12 protein-coding genes are annotated in these 17670 nt (G+C 33.7%); 3 read left to right on the forward strand and 9 right to left on the reverse strand.

Annotated features, from left to right (window positions below; all coding sequences use genetic code 11):
• Position 1: 1 nt before the first annotated feature.
• Positions 2–1168 (reverse strand): prolipoprotein diacylglyceryl transferase, encoded by a 1167-nt coding sequence (gene lgt / locus H7355_RS05460; protein ID WP_222435667.1) that lies wholly within the window; start codon positions 1166–1168, stop codon positions 2–4.
• A 120-nt stretch (positions 1169–1288) separates the two neighbouring features.
• On the opposite strand from lgt, the gene H7355_RS05465 reads away from it, so the two are divergent.
• Positions 1289–4825, forward strand: coding sequence for a transglycosylase domain-containing protein (locus H7355_RS05465; RefSeq protein WP_186645709.1), 3537 nt, complete (start codon positions 1289–1291; stop codon positions 4823–4825).
• Here the strand turns inward: H7355_RS05465 and H7355_RS05470 are convergent.
• Together H7355_RS05470 and H7355_RS05475 are read right to left on the reverse strand one after the other, a co-directional pair.
• Positions 4819–7044 carry a response regulator gene (locus H7355_RS05470; protein ID WP_186645710.1) on the reverse strand — a complete coding sequence of 742 codons (2226 nt, stop codon included), beginning with the start codon at positions 7042–7044 and terminating at the stop codon, positions 4819–4821. The two genes, H7355_RS05465 and H7355_RS05470, sit on opposite strands and share 7 nt — an antisense overlap.
• Before the next feature lie 14 nt (positions 7045–7058).
• Positions 7059–9935 carry a response regulator gene (locus H7355_RS05475; protein ID WP_186645711.1) on the reverse strand — a complete coding sequence of 959 codons (2877 nt, stop codon included), beginning with the start codon at positions 9933–9935 and terminating at the stop codon, positions 7059–7061.
• Positions 9936–10112: 177 nt separating this feature from the next.
• On the opposite strand from H7355_RS05475, the gene H7355_RS05480 reads away from it, so the two are divergent.
• On the forward strand, positions 10113–10790 hold the full coding sequence (locus tag H7355_RS05480) for a DUF6901 family protein (RefSeq protein ID WP_186645712.1): 678 nt from the start codon (positions 10113–10115) through the stop codon (positions 10788–10790).
• A gap of 157 nt (positions 10791–10947) precedes the next feature.
• On the opposite strand, the gene H7355_RS05485 is transcribed toward H7355_RS05480, so the two are convergent.
• From H7355_RS05485 to H7355_RS05510, 6 genes are read right to left on the reverse strand one after another with little or no spacing between them, the layout of a single operon-like run.
• The gene (locus H7355_RS05485; protein WP_186645713.1) at positions 10948–11850 is read right to left on the reverse strand and encodes a response regulator; all 903 of its coding nucleotides are present in this window, start codon (positions 11848–11850) and stop codon (positions 10948–10950) included.
• Positions 11851–11862: 12 nt separating this feature from the next.
• The gene (locus tag H7355_RS05490) at positions 11863–12255 is read right to left on the reverse strand and encodes an Hpt domain-containing protein (protein ID WP_186645714.1); all 393 of its coding nucleotides are present in this window, start codon (positions 12253–12255) and stop codon (positions 11863–11865) included.
• A gap of 2 nt (positions 12256–12257) precedes the next feature.
• Positions 12258–13475, reverse strand: coding sequence for a tetratricopeptide repeat protein (locus tag H7355_RS05495; RefSeq protein WP_186645715.1), 1218 nt, complete (start codon positions 13473–13475; stop codon positions 12258–12260).
• A 41-nt stretch (positions 13476–13516) separates the two neighbouring features.
• Positions 13517–13801 (reverse strand): HNH endonuclease, encoded by a 285-nt coding sequence (locus H7355_RS05500; protein WP_186645716.1) that lies wholly within the window; start codon positions 13799–13801, stop codon positions 13517–13519.
• 9 nt (positions 13802–13810) lie between these two features.
• Positions 13811–14986, reverse strand: a complete 1176-nt coding sequence (locus H7355_RS05505) for a hybrid sensor histidine kinase/response regulator (RefSeq protein ID WP_186645717.1) — start codon at positions 14984–14986, stop codon at positions 13811–13813.
• Between the two features lie 39 nt (positions 14987–15025).
• Positions 15026–15904 (reverse strand): TrmH family RNA methyltransferase, encoded by an 879-nt coding sequence (locus tag H7355_RS05510; protein ID WP_186645718.1) that lies wholly within the window; start codon positions 15902–15904, stop codon positions 15026–15028.
• Between the two features lie 39 nt (positions 15905–15943).
• Here H7355_RS05510 and hutU point away from each other — a divergent pair, with 39 nt between their 5' ends.
• Positions 15944–17668 carry a urocanate hydratase gene (hutU, locus tag H7355_RS05515; RefSeq protein ID WP_186645719.1) on the forward strand — a complete coding sequence of 575 codons (1725 nt, stop codon included), beginning with the start codon at positions 15944–15946 and terminating at the stop codon, positions 17666–17668.
• The last annotated feature ends 2 nt before the right edge of the window (positions 17669–17670 follow it).

Genomic DNA, 17670 nt, shown 5'->3' on the forward strand with positions numbered 1-17670 from the left:
TTTATGACTTTTCAATTTTATGAGTTTTGTAAAACGTATTTATTCTATTTAACCATTCTGTACTATTTTCTTGAATATTTCTGCGTGTCAAAAAAAGAAAAAGAATACCGGCTAAAATTGTTAGGATATTTAAGATCTGTCCCATGGTAACATATTGCCACCATTGGAGTTGGCCTAGACGAGAGAGAGGTTCCCAAGTAAAAGTTGTTAAGCTGTAGTAATTTAATTGGGGGTCTGCGGCTCGAAAGTATTCAACAATAAATCTATAAAAGCCATAGAAAATAACAAAACAAGCAGAAAGAGTTCCCTCCTTTTGTTTAAATCTTGATATTATAAAAAGAGTCAAAAATAACCCCCATCCTTCTGCCAAACTTTGATAAATTTGACTTGGGTGGCGTGGTAAGGGGCCTCCGTCAGGAAATATAATTGCCCAAGGGACATGGCTTGAAATTGGACGCCCCCAGAGCTCACCATTAAAAAAGTTTCCTATGCGTCCCATCCCAATTCCAATTGGCACAACCAGAGCGAGTTTGTCTGAAAGATGAAAGAAGGGAATTTTATATTTTCTACAAAAAATCAATAAAGCTAATGAAACACCGACAATTCCACCGTGAAATGAAAGTCCTCCTTCCCAGGTAGCTATCGCATCGAGTGGGTGATCTTTATATAGATCCCAATTATATATGAACACATATGCTGATCTAGCACCAATAAGCATGCCTAATATGCAAGCAAGAATTAAATTCATTAACATATTTTCTGTCATCATCAGACTTTTCTTTTTTATCCAATGCATACATGAAAAATAGACTGCCATAAATCCTATGAGATACATTGTGCTATACCAACGTAGACCCCAATGAATATTCATTTTTTGTAGAGTAAAAAGTATAATGAAAATTCCTAATACATAAATAAGGATCGTTTCGAAATATTCGAATCGTGTCAATAATTTATTTAGTTTTAACTTGTTTTCATTTTGATTTGAATTTGTTATCAGTTTTTTTGTGGAAGATATTTTTTTTCGTGTTAAAAAGAGACTTGTGCCAAAAAATATTATTAAAAGGGAAGCACCCCATATTGTTGTGACCCAATTAAAATTAATATTCATGACTTGAAAAACATAGGGGCTTAAGTCAAATCTCCAGTATTGATAGGATGGGTTCATGACACTCAATCTCCTCTTGAAAGCATTAAGGATTATCGTACACTAAGCAATCTGTATGACACTAGGTTGTTTTGAGCAAGCAAACAAGGCATGAGGAAAATGCATGTTTTTGGAGTTCATATGAAAAAGATTATATTTATATTTTTATTTATTTTTATCTTAAGTTGTGTACCTATTGTCATTGGTGCAAGCTTTGTTGTGTGGCAAGTCTATGCAGGTAATTATGCAGATTTTGAGAAGTCAAAAATAATAGAGATTTTATCAAAAGAAACTGTTTTATATTATGCTGATGGACAATCACAACTTGGCAGTTTATTCGGGCAGGAACATCGCATCTATGTGCCTGTCGATCTTGTTCCTCAAGTGATGAAAGATGCAATAGTATCTGCAGAAGATGAAGATTTTTATACAAATATTGGTATTGATCCTAAAGGAATATTGAGAGCTGCGGTTCACAATGTTTTATTCAGAACAAGGCAAGGCGCATCTACAATAACCCAGCAGACTGTTAAAAACCTTTTTGGCCGTAAAGAAACAGATATTTATATTAAATTTCAAGAAATGATAAATGCTTTTAAACTAGAAAAAATGTATTCAAAAGATCAAATTCTTGAGTTCTATCTAAATCAATTTCATGTCACAGGAAATGGTCGTGGCGTTGGTGTTGCAGCAAAATATTATTTTAATAAAAATGTTGAAGATCTTACATTAATAGAAGCGGCATTTATTGCTGGAAGTGTTAAGGCTCCTGAAAAATACAATCCATTTACAAAAATTACAGTTGATGGACAAGAAAAAGCAAGAAATGAAGCTCGTATTCGCAAGAATTATGTTTTAAATAGAATGTTTAAAAATCAAAAAATAACTCAACAGCAACTCGAAGAATCATTAAAAGAACCCGTCCCTTTTAATCAAGGCCGTTTTCAATTTAATGAACTTGCAGTTAATCAAATCATTTCAAAACAACTTGCTCGTCCTGAAGTTTTACAGGCTATTGGAGCAAATTCTGTAGATGAAGTTGGAACCATGGGGTTGCATATAACAACTACTTTGGATAAAAATATTCAAAATGCTGCTCAATATGGTTTAAGACAAAACTTAAGTCGTATTCAATTAATATTAAATGGATTTAGCACTGAGCCACAATCAAATTTTGTTAATATTCAAAAACCTGAAGAGTATGGTTTCTATGTAGGCAAAATTGAAAATATTGAACGTATTGAAGATGCAGAGAAAATTAAAATTAATTTTGGAATTCCAACTTGTGTAGTTAACACAGAATCGATTAATCGTGTTTCGTTAATTACGGATTTATCTTTTCGCAAAGGTTTAAAAAAATCAAGAGATGCCTTTTTATCCTCTTTGCATATAGGACAATATGTATTAACAAGTATCAAAAGCATCACTCCAGAAGGAATTATATTTTGCGATTTAGAAGCGCGGCCTCGTGTGCAAGGAGCTGTTATTGTTCTTGATAAAGGTCGTATAACTGCTATGGCAGGTGGATTTTCTTCAAGTGAATACAATCGCGCTGTTTTTGCAGAGCGTCAACCGGGTTCTTCATTTAAGATACCGGTATATTATGCAGCTCAACAACTTGGATGGACAATTTTAGATCCTCTTTCTAACATGCGCGATGTGTTTACATGGCAAGGTGGATTTTACTTTCCAAGACCAGATCATGCACCAAATACTTTAGAAACGACAATATTAGGTGCTGGGGCAAAATCGGAAAACTTAGCGAGTATTTGGATATTACGGCATCTAACGGACAAATTAAATTATGATCAATTTTTAGATTTATTAAATTTTCTTGGAATAACTGGAAATGGAATGACTAAAGAACAATCATTAAGTCTTATAGCCAAAAAATTTAATGCAACACCAGACAATGAATATTATTTAAAAAGTGGAATTTTAGAAAAAATAAAATCAGATCTTTTAACAGATTTATCTGTTCTCGGAAATAATAGATTAAAAGTATTTTTAAGAACGTTACACTTTGGTAATGGTTTTGAAAAACAGGAACAAATAATATCTGAAGACAAGGAACTTACACCAAAAGAAAAAGAGCTTAGATTAAATTTATTGAAAAATAACCTGCTTAGATTTAATAAACTTGCAGCACAAGCAAAAATTGCTATAGAGGCCTTAAAAGATATTAATTCAGGTTCAGCAATAACAGAAGTTGATCGTGGTTTACTTTTATCTTTTGCAAAAACCGAAGAGGGTATGTTGGTATTTCAACCACAAGACCCTTGGAAACCAGAAGTCACATCCACTCTTGTCGCTGGAGTAAAAACATCACCTTTGAGTATTGATGCATTATTATCTTTTATTCGTTCAAATAGTTCAGTATTAATTCCAAGCAATGTTCTGATAGATGGTGTTGTCCCATTGTCATTAATCGATACAATAAATGCAGATTTATCAAAATATTGGAAAAATTTACAAGATGCGTCTGCTTTTGAAAAACTTTTTTGGAATGCTGATTTTAGATATTCTTTAGGCATGTACTATACTGCTAATATGGCAAATGCAATGGGAATACAGCAACCACTTAAGTGGGTACAGTCCTTTCCACTTGGTTCAAATGATGTTACGTTATCCGATCTTGCATTAATGTACCAAACATTTCTAACAGGTAAAACATATCGTTACTTTAATTCTGTTCAACCAAATCAACTTATATTGATTAAGAGAATTGAAGATTCTAATGGCAATTTACTTTGGGAAGCGAAAGCGAAAGAATATCAATTTGCCGATAGTTTTTATTCTGCACCTATTATGAACGTACTTCGCGGAACAGTAACTGCAGGTACAGCATATGTTCTCAATAATGAAATTATTTTACGTTCAAATGATGAAGTGATCGACAAACAATTACAAGCAGCAAAAATAAGGGTTCCAGTCTTTGGTAAAACTGGAACAACAAATGATTATAAAAATGGTACATATATTGGATTTATTCCTTACCCAACTACAGCTGGGGATGTGCTGAATCCTGAAAATGCTTATACCATAGCTTCTTATATAGGTTATGATACAAATGAGCCAATGATACGTAAAGGATATCGTGTATATGGTGGAGGTGCTATTCCGGCTTGGCAAGAGATTGCGTTGGCTATCATTAAAAATCAAAATTTTGCTGAAAAATTGGATTGGAAATATTGGGTAGAAAAGAATGCGCATGCTGTGCCTTTTGAATTTGGTTCAAACTTGAGCCAAGTGATTGTTCCAATTAATTCCGGAATTTCTGTTTCTGCACAAGAACCAGATGATGACAGTTCTGGGCAGAAAAATCCTTATGCCAACGATTATTCTGAAACAGGACAAAGATTATTTAAACTAGCGATAGCAGGTTCAAGTTCAGATAATATTTTTATTCCTAAAAGGAAAGTATCTTTTTATACTCCTGTTCCACCACCACAAAATATAAATGTGAGTGATACAAATGACTCAACTGTTACGTTAAATAATAATAAACCGGTTATGCCTGAACCTATATCAAAACCAACTGATAAATCATCGCATTTGAATAATGATGAAAGCCCACTCAACTCAGCAGATGATGAGGAATTGCCAAAAGCTAAGGTCGGAGCAAAGAATTTTGAAGACGACATTCCACAGGCGCCTCCGTCTTTAAAAAATCATTGAGTGGATCGCATTTTATTTATTATATTTCCCCAATATGAAAGAATTTGTTTAAGTTCTTTCATATCTATAGGTTTAGAAAGATAGCCTTCCATTCCAGCATCCAGACAAACTTGTCCCTCAGCCCCTCGTGCATGAGCAGTCATAGCCAATATCTTTGGGCGTGAACTGCTTTTTGGATATTTTTTTATAATCTGTCGTGTTGCTTCAAGCCCATCCATCTCAGGCATTTGGACATCCATAAAAATTATATCGTATTGAGAACGAGTGAGTGCTTCAAGAACCTCATTACCATTTGCAACGATGTCACAGACATAGCCAAATTTTTTTAAAATATTTGTTATTAATTTTTGATTTACCACATTATCTTCTGCGACTAATATTTTTAACGGAAAAATATCACCAACTTTTTGCTCTTCTGCCTTCTGTGGAATACTTGTACCAGAAAAACTTTGAGTAGATGCTTCTTGCAAAATATCAAATAAAATTGAATATCGATAAGGTTTGAATATATTGCCAAAATATCCATTTGGAATGATTTTATCTTCAGGTGAATAATGACTAGAGTTTTTAAATACGGCGATAAATAAAATCTTATTATCAGAATATTTATCAATTAACACTTCTCTCACTTTATTTTTATCGAAATCTTCAATACTGACTAAAACGAATGTTGGTGGAACTTGTGTAGGTATTTCTTGTGCTTCTTGTATATTTTCAGCTGTAAAAGCCTCTAAACCCCAATATTCGCATCGGAGACGTAATGACTTCTGTAAAATCTTATTTTTCTCTAAAATATAAATCACTTTTTTTTCAAAAAATTTATGAATCGGTAAATTACATGGACTAGGGTCAATTTTATATTTTTCTGAGTCAACGTTTTCTGTAAGTACATTGAAACTAAAAATGGAACCTTTATCTATCTCACTTTTTACACTTATGTGTCCATGCATCATTTCTGTTAATCTTTTAGCGATACTTAAACCAAGCCCTGTACCACCGTATTTTCGAGTTGAGGAATCATCGACCTGTGAAAACGTTTGAAATATTTTGGCAATATTTTTCTTAGAAATTCCACTGCCTGTATCTTCAACGTCGAACATGAGATTGATTTTACCTAAATCGTCGACTTTGGCATTTACTGTAATAAAAGTATATCCATTCTTTGTGAATTTAATTGCATTGTCTGTTAAATGTGTAAGTATTTGTTGTATGCGTGTGAGATCTCCTACGACTTTTAACGGAACTTTTGCATCGATATGATAGATGATTTCAGTTTCTTGACTTGCAGCAGCCGGCGCTAAAAGTTCTAAAACATTTTCGACACAGGAATTAATTTCAAATGGTATATGTTCTAATTCAAGTTTATTTGCTTCTATTTTTGAGAAATCTAATATTTCATTGATAATAACGAGTAGGTTATTACCACAAGCACGTAGAATTTCTAAATACCCTCTTTGCTCTTGATTTAATTTCGTATCGACAAGTAAACTTGCAGAACCTAAGATACCGTTGAGTGGTGTCCTCAGTTCATGACTCATATTTGCTAAGAATTCACCTTTTATCCGTGTCGTTTCTTTCATAGATTCTGAAACTTTTGAAATGTCAATACTCTTTTTTTCCATTTCATCTTTGAGTGCTTCAAGGCGTGAATATTCAAAACGAAAAGCTGTATATGAGTGTAAGAAAGCAATAAGATAAATATATGTTTTTAAGAAACTTTCAACAAAATCAAAAGAGTTATTTTTGAAAAAAATTTGAAAATTTATTAGAAAAATTAAAGGAGTGGTTAAATAAATAATTGCAGTCATCCATGGCTCAAGACGTTCAATTTTTATGTTATAATTTATTTTGCTATGAATAATTGTGATAAAAATTATTATAATTGGAATTTGTTCTACTAAGATATTTAATTTTTTATAGAGTTCATTTTCACTTAAAGATAAAATAACTGTCATCCAGCTAAAAAAAGCTAAAATTGCAACAATTTTAGAAAAGAGTAAATAATTTTTTCTACCACTCTGGTGAACTAAATTAAATAAAAAATAAGTAATTGTAATGATCCAAGCATTTATTGTGTCAATATAAAATATAAAATTATCACTAAAAAAATTCTTTTCGATTGTTAATATATAAATCGAAACAAAGCAAATGATGACTAGTACTCTTTTTTTGATTAAATAATATGGAATTTTCCAAAACTTACTTTCACTGTCAATCATTCACTTATCCTTTATTAAGCAGCTTTTTTATTTCCCCATTTCTTTAATGCTTCGTCCAAAATTTTAATTTGAATTGGTTTAGTTAAATAATCATCCATTCCTGCACTCAAGCATCTTTCTTTATCACCGCTCATCGCATTTGCAGTGAGAGCTAATATTATTGGTTTGGGTTGAATCGAATTATTGGCTTTTATTTGTCTAGAAGCTTCAAGTCCATCCATAATGGGCATTTGCAAATCCATAATGATTATATCAAACTTTTCATTGAGTGCAGCTTGAACAGCAAGAGCGCCGTTTTCAACAAGAGTGACAGTATGTCCCATCTTTTTTAAAATACTCATAATAAGTTTTTGGTTAACAAGATTATCTTCTGCAACTAAAATTTTATAAATTGTTTTATCACTTTCGCTTAAAATGATTTGTGTTTGTTCTGGCATTTTTGTACCCTCTAGTTTAGCATCAGATGTGTTTAAGTCTGCTGGTTTCTTTTGTGGTACCCATTTTTCAATTTTTTCTATAAGCGCTTTAATTTGGATTGGTTTCGTTAAATAATCATCCATCCCTGCATCTAGGCATCTTTCTTTATCACCAGGCATAGCATTGGCAGTTAAGGCCAAAATAATTGGTCTTATTTTTCCTTTTGAATTAATGATAATATTTCTTGTAGCATCAAGTCCATCCATAACTGGCATTTGTAAGTCCATTAAAATGAGATCGTATTGAGCTTGTTTTTCCGCTTCAACAGCAAGTGCTCCATTTTCTGCAAGAGTGGCATTGTGTCCTAATTTTTTCAAAATACTCATGATCAACTTTTGATTTACAGGATTATCTTCTGCAACTAATATTTTGAGAGGATAAGATGTTTCCATTAATAAATTTTTTACAGGAATATTTTGTTGCATATCATTTATAATTTTAATTGTTTCTTCAACTTTAACTTGTGGCTTTGCTTCAAGAATAGATTTCATTGATCTCGCAAGATAATCTGTTTTTAATGGTTTTGTTATTGTTTTATTAGCAATGAGATGAAGATTCGGTGCCGAATATTTTCCTAAATTAATAAGAGCAATTGAAGGTATTTTTCCAGTGGGATTTATTTGATTGCCCTTTAAAAACATACTTGCTTTTTTACTTTCATTTACAATGTCAACAATCAATATTTGAAATTCTTCTATCCCGCTGAGGTGTTGAGCTTCTTCAAAGGTTCTCACTATCTTTGCAAGCATTTTCCATTGTCTAAAGCGACGCATTAAAATATAGCGCATAGTTGGATTTTCGGAAATTGCGAGGCATTTGACTCCATGTAAAAAATCTATATTAAAATTCGTTTGTGGTAAATTTTTTCCAACTTTGCATTTAAGGGTAAAGACAAAACGAGTCCCTTTTCCAACAATACTTTCAGCCCAAATTTTTCCACCCATAAGTTCAATCAATTGCGCAGAAATTGCCAAACCTAATCCAGTACCTCCATATTTTCTCGATATAGAAGCATCTGTCTGAGAATACGCTTTAAATAATTTTTTAATTTTTGTTGCTGGGATTCCAACTCCTGTATCTTTTACTTCAAAAAGCAACTCTACTTCATCCTCGCTGATATTATCGATCAAAGTAACACCAATAAAAACTTCTCCAGAGTCCGTAAATTTAAGAGCATTGTTACTAAAATTTAAAAGTATTTGTCCAATTCTCTTTTGATCGCCAATTATAGAAGGTGGTACGGTTGGTTCAATAAAATATGTAAGATCAAGTCCTTTTTCAAAACTTTTTGGGCTGACGACATCTATTACGCTTTCAACAAGGTTTGATATGTCTATTTCTTCTTTACTTAGAACAATATTGCCTGAAATTAAATTGGGTAAATCGAGCACTTCGTCAATTAATTTCATGAGGTTTTTGCTGCTAATTGTTATCATACCAAGTAAACGTTGTTGCTCGTCTGTTATATCAGAGTTACTTAGCAGTTCTGCATGGCCAATAATTCCATTAACAGGAGTTCTGATTTCATGGCTCATTGTGGCTAGAAAATTTTCCTTAGCAATTTGAGCTTTCTGAGCCTCTATGTGCATCATACTCAGTTCACCCATTTTTCTAGCCAGACCAATAGAAATCTTCTGAATATTTTTAAACTCACATGATAAATAGCTATAGTTTCTTAAACTCATCATGGAATAACATATTAATAGAGTTAATTCTCCTGAAATATTATTTGAGTTAATGCTTGGATTAAATATTTGTCCAAGTTGAAAACAAGCTCCAATAAAGCAAGTAAATAAAATAAGTAAAATATGTGAGTTATTTGCTTTGGACTGTGCGAGATTTTGCAATTCATTAAGTAATATAATAATAGGTAAAAAAATTGCAATGCAAAGTGATACATTTATATCAATAATGAAAAATTGTGATATTAAAAGTGAAGTTATTATTACTATTGTGTGCTTTGTTTTCGATATTGCAGTCCTGTCTTGTTCCAATTTTTCTTCAATTGTCCTTCTTTTTAGAAAAATAATTGATGAATTAAAGGCAATTGAGTACCAAATAAATATATGTAGTAGATTGGTAATTAGGGAATTTTCATTTTGCAATATATTCGAAATCTTTATGATATAAATCAATGAAATAGCGATTATCACAAATGCTAATGAGATAAGGTTTGTTATGCTAAATGTTTTCTTTGAAAAATTATATTTCAAGTTTAAAAATGTGATGATTGTTATAATGACAATAATGCTGCTAAAAAAAATGGCTGAAATAATTATTTCAGGAAGATTATTTAAGTAACTTAAATTTAAAAATAATCCGCATGTAATAGCAAGTGTAGACGTAGATAATATGATAAAATATTTGGTTTTATCTTCGAGTTTATTTAAAACTCGATCTGCTTTGGCAAACATTTTTATTGAATCCTTTTAAGCGTTCAATATTTATGTGCTTTGTATCGGTTTATGCGTGCTATAAGCATGATTTTTTTATGTACTGTTATAATTTTGACACGTTAGAATTTAAAAATTATTGAGGTTTTTTAGCTTGTATTCGATGAGATACAGACGTGAGATATGTTGGAGGTTGTTTTGGATAAAATAATTTATAAATTTATTTTTAAGAATGGCAAAGAAGTAGATTATAAAGTTGATTTAAATCGAGTAGATAGCAATCAACCGACTCCTTCACTTGATAATGTTGATTGGACAGATTTAGATTTTAATAAATGCTCGGTTTGTCCTCTCAGTTCTCAAACTCATAAAAAATGTCCAGCAGCTATCGACGTTCAACAGATGATGACTGAGTTTCGTGATGTTTTGTCCACCGATATGGTAAAGGTTTCTGTCGAAACGCAAAATAGATTTTACTACAAAGAATGCGATGCCCAAACAGGTCTAAAAGCTTTGGTTGGGCTTGTTATGGCCACGAGCAGCTGTCCTATTTTAAAACAGTTTAAGGGATTAGCTTTCTATCATTTGCCCTTTGCTTCCATTGAGGAAACATCCTTCAGAGCGATTTCATCCTATTTGATTAAACAATATTTTATTGCAAAAAATAATGGTGTAGCAGACTGGGAATTAAATAATTTCTCGAAATTTTATGACATTGCTCAAAACGTAAATGAATGTTTTTTTGAACGAATAAAAGTTGCGAGTAAAGCAGATGCAAACTTGAATGCAATAGTGGCTTTTTCTTCACAATCCATGATTTTATCAATTACGTTTGATGATCTGCTAGAAGAACTCAGGAAACAAATGATGGAATAATGCTTACAAAAAATGTTAACATGATTTAAAAAAATTATTAAAGCTCGTTTTAGATTTGGGATTGTATGATTGACAGCTGTGCTCGCTCTTTAAATTGAATAATTTTTTTTACAATACTTTTCAGAGTATTTTTTCTTAAATCGTCTTTAGATTACTTTTAAGCAAAGCCTGTGTTGACAATATAATTTTCACCTTCTTGAATGCATTTATGAACTTTAGTTTGCAATTCTCCTGGTTTTTTTAGAGTGGCTGAAGCCTGTGGACAATTGATTGAGAGCTGTGCTCCCTCTTTAAATTGAAATTTTGAGTGAAAAATAATTCCAGAAGAGGAAAGTTGAGTTATTTTTATATCCAGAACGATTGGCATATTTGTAATCGTAGCGCTGAGATCGAGTTTAGAAGGAGCAGGAGGTGATTGTTTTGCTGCAATAGGTGCTTGTGGTTTGGCTGCTGCTGAAGGGGCGCCGGGGTGTGCTTGTTTCACTGCAGCAGGTGCTTGGGCAGGAGTTGGTTTGGCTGCCGCAGCAGGTGCTTGAGCAGGAGTTGGTTTGGCTGCCGCAGCAGGTGCTTGGGCAGGAGTTGGTTTGGCTGCCGCAGCAGGTGCTTGGGCAGGAGTTGGTTTGGCTGCTGCAGCAGGTGCGTGCGCAGGGGGAGCTTGGGGAGGTGTCAATGGGGGAATTTGTCCTTCGGCTCCACCTACAAGTTTTTTTATTTTTGTTTTTAATACTTGGATATCTACTGTTTTATGGATAAAGTCATCTGGTTTGAGTTCATCGATTTTTGTTTGATCGAGTTCGCCTTTTTTACCACTAAAAAATATAACCTTGATATTCTGAGTCTGTTTTAGTTGATTGATGAATTCTAAAGTTTGGTACCCATCGAAATTTGGCATGAGAACATCAAGAATGACAAGATCAATTTTTTGATCTCCCAGTATTTTTAAAGCTTCAATTCCACTTTTAGCATCGATGGGTGTATAGCCAAGTGATTTGATAATTCCTTTTAAAAAGAGTCGTGTTTCGACGGCATCATCGACGATTAAGACGCTTTTGGCACTCACAACAAACTCCCCTTAAGTTTTTTCAATTTCTATTATTTTATTTTTTAGAACGTCTACTGCCTTTGTTGTAGCAGCTACAATTTTTTCAAATAAAGGCTGTGCATTGTCGAGTTTTTTGTCAAATCCCATATCTTCAAGAACTTGGCAATCTTCTGCCAGTGCTGCTAAGCCAATCAATCGAGAGCTTGATTTTAATGTATGGGCTGAACGTTCAATGACAGGCGCATCTTTTTTTTTCATAGCCTCAGTGAGTTCAGCGACTCGTTCCGGTAAATTCTCTAAGTAAACAGACATGAGCTGAACAATTAAAAGACGATCTGCATAAGCGTCATCACCATTACCGAGTTCTTTCATGTTATTAACGACTTCTTCATCTAAAAAAGGAAAATTTGCTTGATTATTCATAATTATTTTGGAATAACCCCTCTGTATTTAATTTCAACAGTTGATTCGGCAGCTAATTTATCGATTTCAGTAATTTTTTGTTGCACACGTTCAAACTTAGGGTCAATTTTTAATATACTTTGACAAACTTTTTTAGCTCTTTCGTATTCTTTCATAGTAATAAGACATAATACTTTATTAAACATTATTTTGACGTCATTGGGTGTTATTTTTAATGCTAGATTATAATAATTAACTGATTCTTCGAATTTTCCCATTTCTTTATAGCATATACCAATACTATTTAGGAAACTCGGGTTGTTCGGATCTTGCTCATTAGCTCTTTGTAAAAAATCAAGCGCTTTGTCTTTCTTTTTTTGGGATAGGAAATTTCTTCCGACTTGAGCATAGAGTTTCGGATAGACGATTTTCATATTGACTGCGCGCATTAAAAAATTTTCAGCTTCTTCATACAGTTCACAGCGTGTTAAAATATTTGCTGTTTCTTCATAACGCATTGGATTTTTGGGGTTTATATTTATGGCTTGATCAAAAGCTTTTAAGGCTGCTTGTTTTTGATCGGTTGCAAGTAAACAGATTCCATACTCAATATAAGCCTGTACATGATTTTTATTATTCTGCATGGCAAATTTGAGGTTTTTAACAGCATCTTCATTGTTACCCATTGCTCTGTTGCAGCGTGAAATTCCTACAAAAGCTCGAGCTGAGGTTAAATTTTTCATTGAAATATTTTTATACCAGCCAAGCGCTTGTTCGTATTCTCCATTCATATAAAGATCACGGGCAATTTCATAATCAACTTCGATATTTTCCCCTTCTCGGTAGCGCATAAGTGTTTGGGAAATTTGTGTAGAAAGATCTTTCATGACAAAAGGCATTTTTAAAAATCCATCAGGATTTGCTTCAGGAAAGCGGAGACGATCTTCTTTTGATTGTTCAGTTCCTACGATCATAAAAGGAACTCTTTTAATTTCTAAGTTTTCATGCATTTCCATAAGAAATTCATATCCGCCCAATTGGCGCATATCTTTTTCACAAATAACAAAACCAAATTCTTTTTCTTGTAAAAGTTTGAGAGCTTCTCCTTCGCTTGTTCCTTCAGAGACATTCTTGAAACCCAAGGTTTTTAAAGTTTTAACAATAGTCTCACGGGAGGCAGGTGTGTCATCAACAACCAAAAATGTCATATCTGGCGATAATTCAATAACAGTTGATGCCATAAGAATATAACCCGCAAAAATAGAGTATTTTTCTTATTCTATCATAATTTTTTAAAGATGAGGTCAACTGGAGTGTCAACTCCTTTGTTTTTGTTACAATCTCGACAAGCGGGCACAACATTTCCAGGAGTTGTTGTGCCGCCACGTGCTAAAGGAACAACGTGATCCATAGTCAATTCTTTGAAAGGAAATTTTTTTCCACAATATGCGCATATACCTGAAGCACATTTTTGTTGCCACCAGCGGCTTTTCTTAGCAGCTTTGACCTTGGCTTTTTCTCTTTTAATATGTTCTTCGTCTGCAAATATATAACTATTTAAATTCATTTTTTAATCTCAAGCTGCTTTAGAAGGAGAAGGATCTTTATCATCATTTTCTCCTCTGAGTATTTTTGATGTGGGAATCTTTATTGTAAAAATGGAGCCAACTCCAAGTTCAGTTTCCAGTAGCAATTCGCCCCCATGTTCCACTACTATATTTTTTACAATACTTAAACCTAAACCTGTTCCTTCGCCTTTAGGTTTTGTTGTGAAGAAGCTATCGAAAATTTTTATTTTAATATCTTCTGGAATCCCAGTTCCTGTATCACTGATCGATATATATAAATAACCTTGATTAATAAATACTTTAATAGAGAGATCTTTTTTTGCTTGATCTTTCATTGCGTCACAAGCATTGCTCATTAAATTCATTAATACTTGTTCAAATTTATTTGGAAAGCACTTAATAATGATTTTATTGGGATGATTTTCGAGATCATTAATAACATTTATTCCTAAATTTCTTATTTTTTGTTTTACCATAAATAAACTATTTTCAATTAATGAATTAATTTCAATATATTCTTCTTTTTCTGAATGATCATTTCTAGAATAGTTTCTTAGATGATCAACAAGTTTTTTTATTTTACCACAAGCTTTATTTATTTGATTTATATGTTCGTCAAGCTCATCTTTAGTTATAGAATTCTTCTGGGAGAAATCATCTTTTAGATCTTCACATGTGAGTTGTATTATTCCAAGAGGACCTCTGATATCATGCACAACAGTCGCAGATAATTCTCCTAAGGCTGTGAGTTTAGAAGTGTGTAACATTTGTTCACTGAGATAATGGTTTTCTTTTTTTAGGAGAACAGATGATAAAGATCTTCTTACAATTGGTAATATATCTTTTTGAACTGAAAAAGGCTTTTCTAAAAAATTGTAACAGCCGTGCCGAATGGCTCGATTGACAATTTTGTTACTAAGATGACCTGTCATAATAATAATAGGTGCTTCTTGGTTTTTTTCTTTGATAAAGTTAAGTAAACTGAATCCATCTCCATCAGGTAATTTTAAATCCAATAAAAAAAGGTCAATTAATTCTGCTTTATCAGTAATATAATTGCGAGCATCTGCTAAAGTAGATAGAATATGTGTTTCATAATTAAGTGCACTGAATTCTTTGTTTATAACTTTACTAATATACTCATCATCTTCAACTACAAGTATATTGAGCTTAGCTTCATCCATTCAGAAAACCTTCTTATTAAATTCTAAGAGTAATTAAACTTAAAGCTTATCGGGTTTGAGGCTAAGATCATTTAGCGAGATCGTGGGTTGAAAAAAATTGCCAGTGCGGACAAATTCAAACCAAGGTAACAGCTCAGGTTTGCGGTTTGCAATATACTCATAAGCATTCGAGCATGTTTTTGCTATCCAATGTTCAATCACCAATTTCTTCTCTAAATCGGATAAAAGGTGGTTATCGGAACTTTTTTCAAAAAATTCACGCAAAGATTGCAAAATAATTCCAGCACAAACTGAAACGTTAAGAGATTCCATGAAGCCATACATTTCAACTGAGATATAGGCATCTGCATAATCTTGCCATTCTGGTGAAACTCCATGCAATTCGCTGCCAAAAATGAGAGCGATTTTTTTATCTCCTATGAAATCTTTAAAAGCGGTGCTAGCAAACTGATTGCTTGAAAATGAAGGGATTTTCTCGCTATAATGTTTCGCTGTTCTAGAAAAATCCGGTAAGGAAACAAGGACGATTTTATAACCATTTTGCTGCAAAATATGTGCACATTTTTCAATGGACACAAGTCTTTTAGGCATGAGCCACTGACTTGCACCTCTATCAATCGTATCTGCAGTACGAAATCTCATTTCTTGATTGGAATAAAGGAAGAAAAGATCAAGGAAGCCAAACGCATCGATTGTTCTTAATATAGCACTTATATTGTGAGCATGATGGGTATTTTCAAAAACTGTTAATACTTTTCTGCTTCTTTTTCCAGCTACTTTTTCCATTTTTGCCAATCGAGGCTCAGTAATAAAGCCACGTAATGCAGCATCAATTTTTCCAAAATCATTTTTCAGATGCTCTGGAATGAAGTATTGTGTTGATGAATCATAAGAAGCTGTTGGACCCGTCCAAATCATTTTTTTCCTTTCTCCTCTTTAAAAAAAGCGAGGATATTTATGTCTATCCATAATGTAGGTTTATTAACAACAAAAACTTTCGTTCCAGGCAAGCCAGCTCCAAGAGGGGCTGAGCTGAATACAAAAGGATGGTTGCAAGAAGCAGCCTTACGCATGCTTCTCAACAATTTAGATAAAGAAGTCGCAGAAAATCCTGAAGAACTTGTGGTCTATGGGGGGCGTGGCAAAGCGGCTCGCTCGCTGTCTGATTTTCATAACATCACAAAAGCACTGCAAGAATTAGAAGATGATGAAAGCTTATTGATACAGAGTGGCAGCCCTGTTGCTCGCATAAAAACTTGGCAAAATGCACCAAGAGTCATGATTGCAAATAGCAATTTGGTTGGAAATTGGGCTAATTGGGACCACTTTGATGAGCTCGAGAAAAAAGGTCTCATGATGTATGGACAGATGACCGCTGGAAGCTGGATATATATTGGCTCTCAAGGAATAGTTCAAGGAACTTATGAGACGTTTAACGAAGCGTTTCATCAGCATTATCAAGGTAAAAGCAAAGGAAAATTTATTTTTTCAGCAGGCCTTGGCGGCATGGGAGGGGCACAGCCTTTAGCAGCTGTATTAACAGGTGCTTGTTTTCTAGGGGTTGAAGTGGATAGAAAACGAGCAGAAATGCGTTTAAAATCCAGGTATCTTGATGAAATATATGATGACATTGATTCTGCTATGGCTTCGCTCAACAATCATTTGGAAAAGGGTTTAGCTAAAAGCATAGCTATTATTGGCAATGTAGTCGATATTTTGCCTAAACTACTTGAAAGAAAAGATTTTAAACCGAGTCTTGTAACAGATCAAACCTCAGCCCATGATCCAATTTATGGCTATGTGCCTCAAGGATACTCTCTTGAAACGGTCGAAAAATTAAGAAAAACAAACCCCAAGCTCGTTGAAAAAGATGTACTTGCAAGTATTGGGAAACATGTAAATTGTTTGTTGGAATTAAAGAGGAGAGGAGTCCCTACCTTTGATTATGGAAATAATATTAGAGCGATGGCAGAAAAAGCTGGGATTCAAAATGCTTTTCAAATCAAAGGTTTTGTACCGGAATACATTCGCCCTCTCTTTTGTAAAGGCAAAGGACCATTTCGTTTCGCTATGCTGAGTGGGGATAAAAATGATCTTAAAAAAGCAGATGCTGCTCTGTTAAATTTATTTTCAGATTATGAAGATATCCAGCGCTGGCTCAAGGTTGCTTCTGAAAGAATTTCTGTTCAAGGATTGCCTGCCAGAATTTTGTGGCTTGGGTATGGTGATAGATTAAAAGCAGGGTTACTCTTGAATCAGATGGTAAAAAATGGAGAAATAAGTTGTCCCGTTGTGATTGGTAGAGATCATCTTGACTGCGGCAGTGTGGCTTCACCTTATCGTGAAACGGAGGGGATGCAAGACGGAAGTGATGCTGTAGCGGATTGGGCTCTGTTAAATGCATTTGGGAATATTGCCAGCGGAGCTTCTTGGGTGAGTTTTCATCACGGAGGAGGGGTTGGTATGGGCTATTCTCTACACGCCGGAATGGTTATCGTAGCAGATGGAAGTGATGAGGCATCTGAACGTTTAAAACGTGTCTTAACTTTTGATCCTGCTATGGGTATTTTTCGCCATGCAGATGCGGGTTATGAAACTGCACAAAGCATTGCTCAAGAGCAAATGTCTGGTAAAGTTGAAGAAAACTCTCCTCATTATTATCCACGCGCCCTTAAGGGCTGAGG

Source organism: Fluviispira vulneris, assembly GCF_014281055.1.
GTDB classification, from domain to species: Bacteria; Bdellovibrionota_B; Oligoflexia; order Silvanigrellales; family Silvanigrellaceae; genus Silvanigrella; species Silvanigrella vulneris.

Bases quoted from the DNA above. Each gene is read 5' to 3' on its own strand.
- lgt (WP_222435667.1), bottom strand. From the start codon at position 1,168: ATGAACCCATCCTATCAATACTGGAGATTTGACTTAAGCCCCTATGTT.
- hutU (WP_186645719.1), top strand. From the start codon at position 15,944: ATGTCTATCCATAATGTAGGTTTATTAACAACAAAAACTTTCGTTCCA.
- H7355_RS05470 (WP_186645710.1), bottom strand. From the start codon at position 7,044: ATGATTGACAGTGAAAGTAAGTTTTGGAAAATTCCATATTATTTAATC.
- H7355_RS05505 (WP_186645717.1), bottom strand. From the start codon at position 14,986: ATGGATGAAGCTAAGCTCAATATACTTGTAGTTGAAGATGATGAGTAT.
- H7355_RS05500 (WP_186645716.1), bottom strand. From the start codon at position 13,801: ATGAATTTAAATAGTTATATATTTGCAGACGAAGAACATATTAAAAGA.
- H7355_RS05495 (WP_186645715.1), bottom strand. From the start codon at position 13,475: ATGGCATCAACTGTTATTGAATTATCGCCAGATATGACATTTTTGGTT.
- H7355_RS05510 (WP_186645718.1), bottom strand. From the start codon at position 15,904: ATGATTTGGACGGGTCCAACAGCTTCTTATGATTCATCAACACAATAC.
- H7355_RS05490 (WP_186645714.1), bottom strand. From the start codon at position 12,255: ATGAATAATCAAGCAAATTTTCCTTTTTTAGATGAAGAAGTCGTTAAT.
- H7355_RS05465 (WP_186645709.1), top strand. From the start codon at position 1,289: ATGAAAAAGATTATATTTATATTTTTATTTATTTTTATCTTAAGTTGT.
- H7355_RS05475 (WP_186645711.1), bottom strand. From the start codon at position 9,935: ATGTTTGCCAAAGCAGATCGAGTTTTAAATAAACTCGAAGATAAAACC.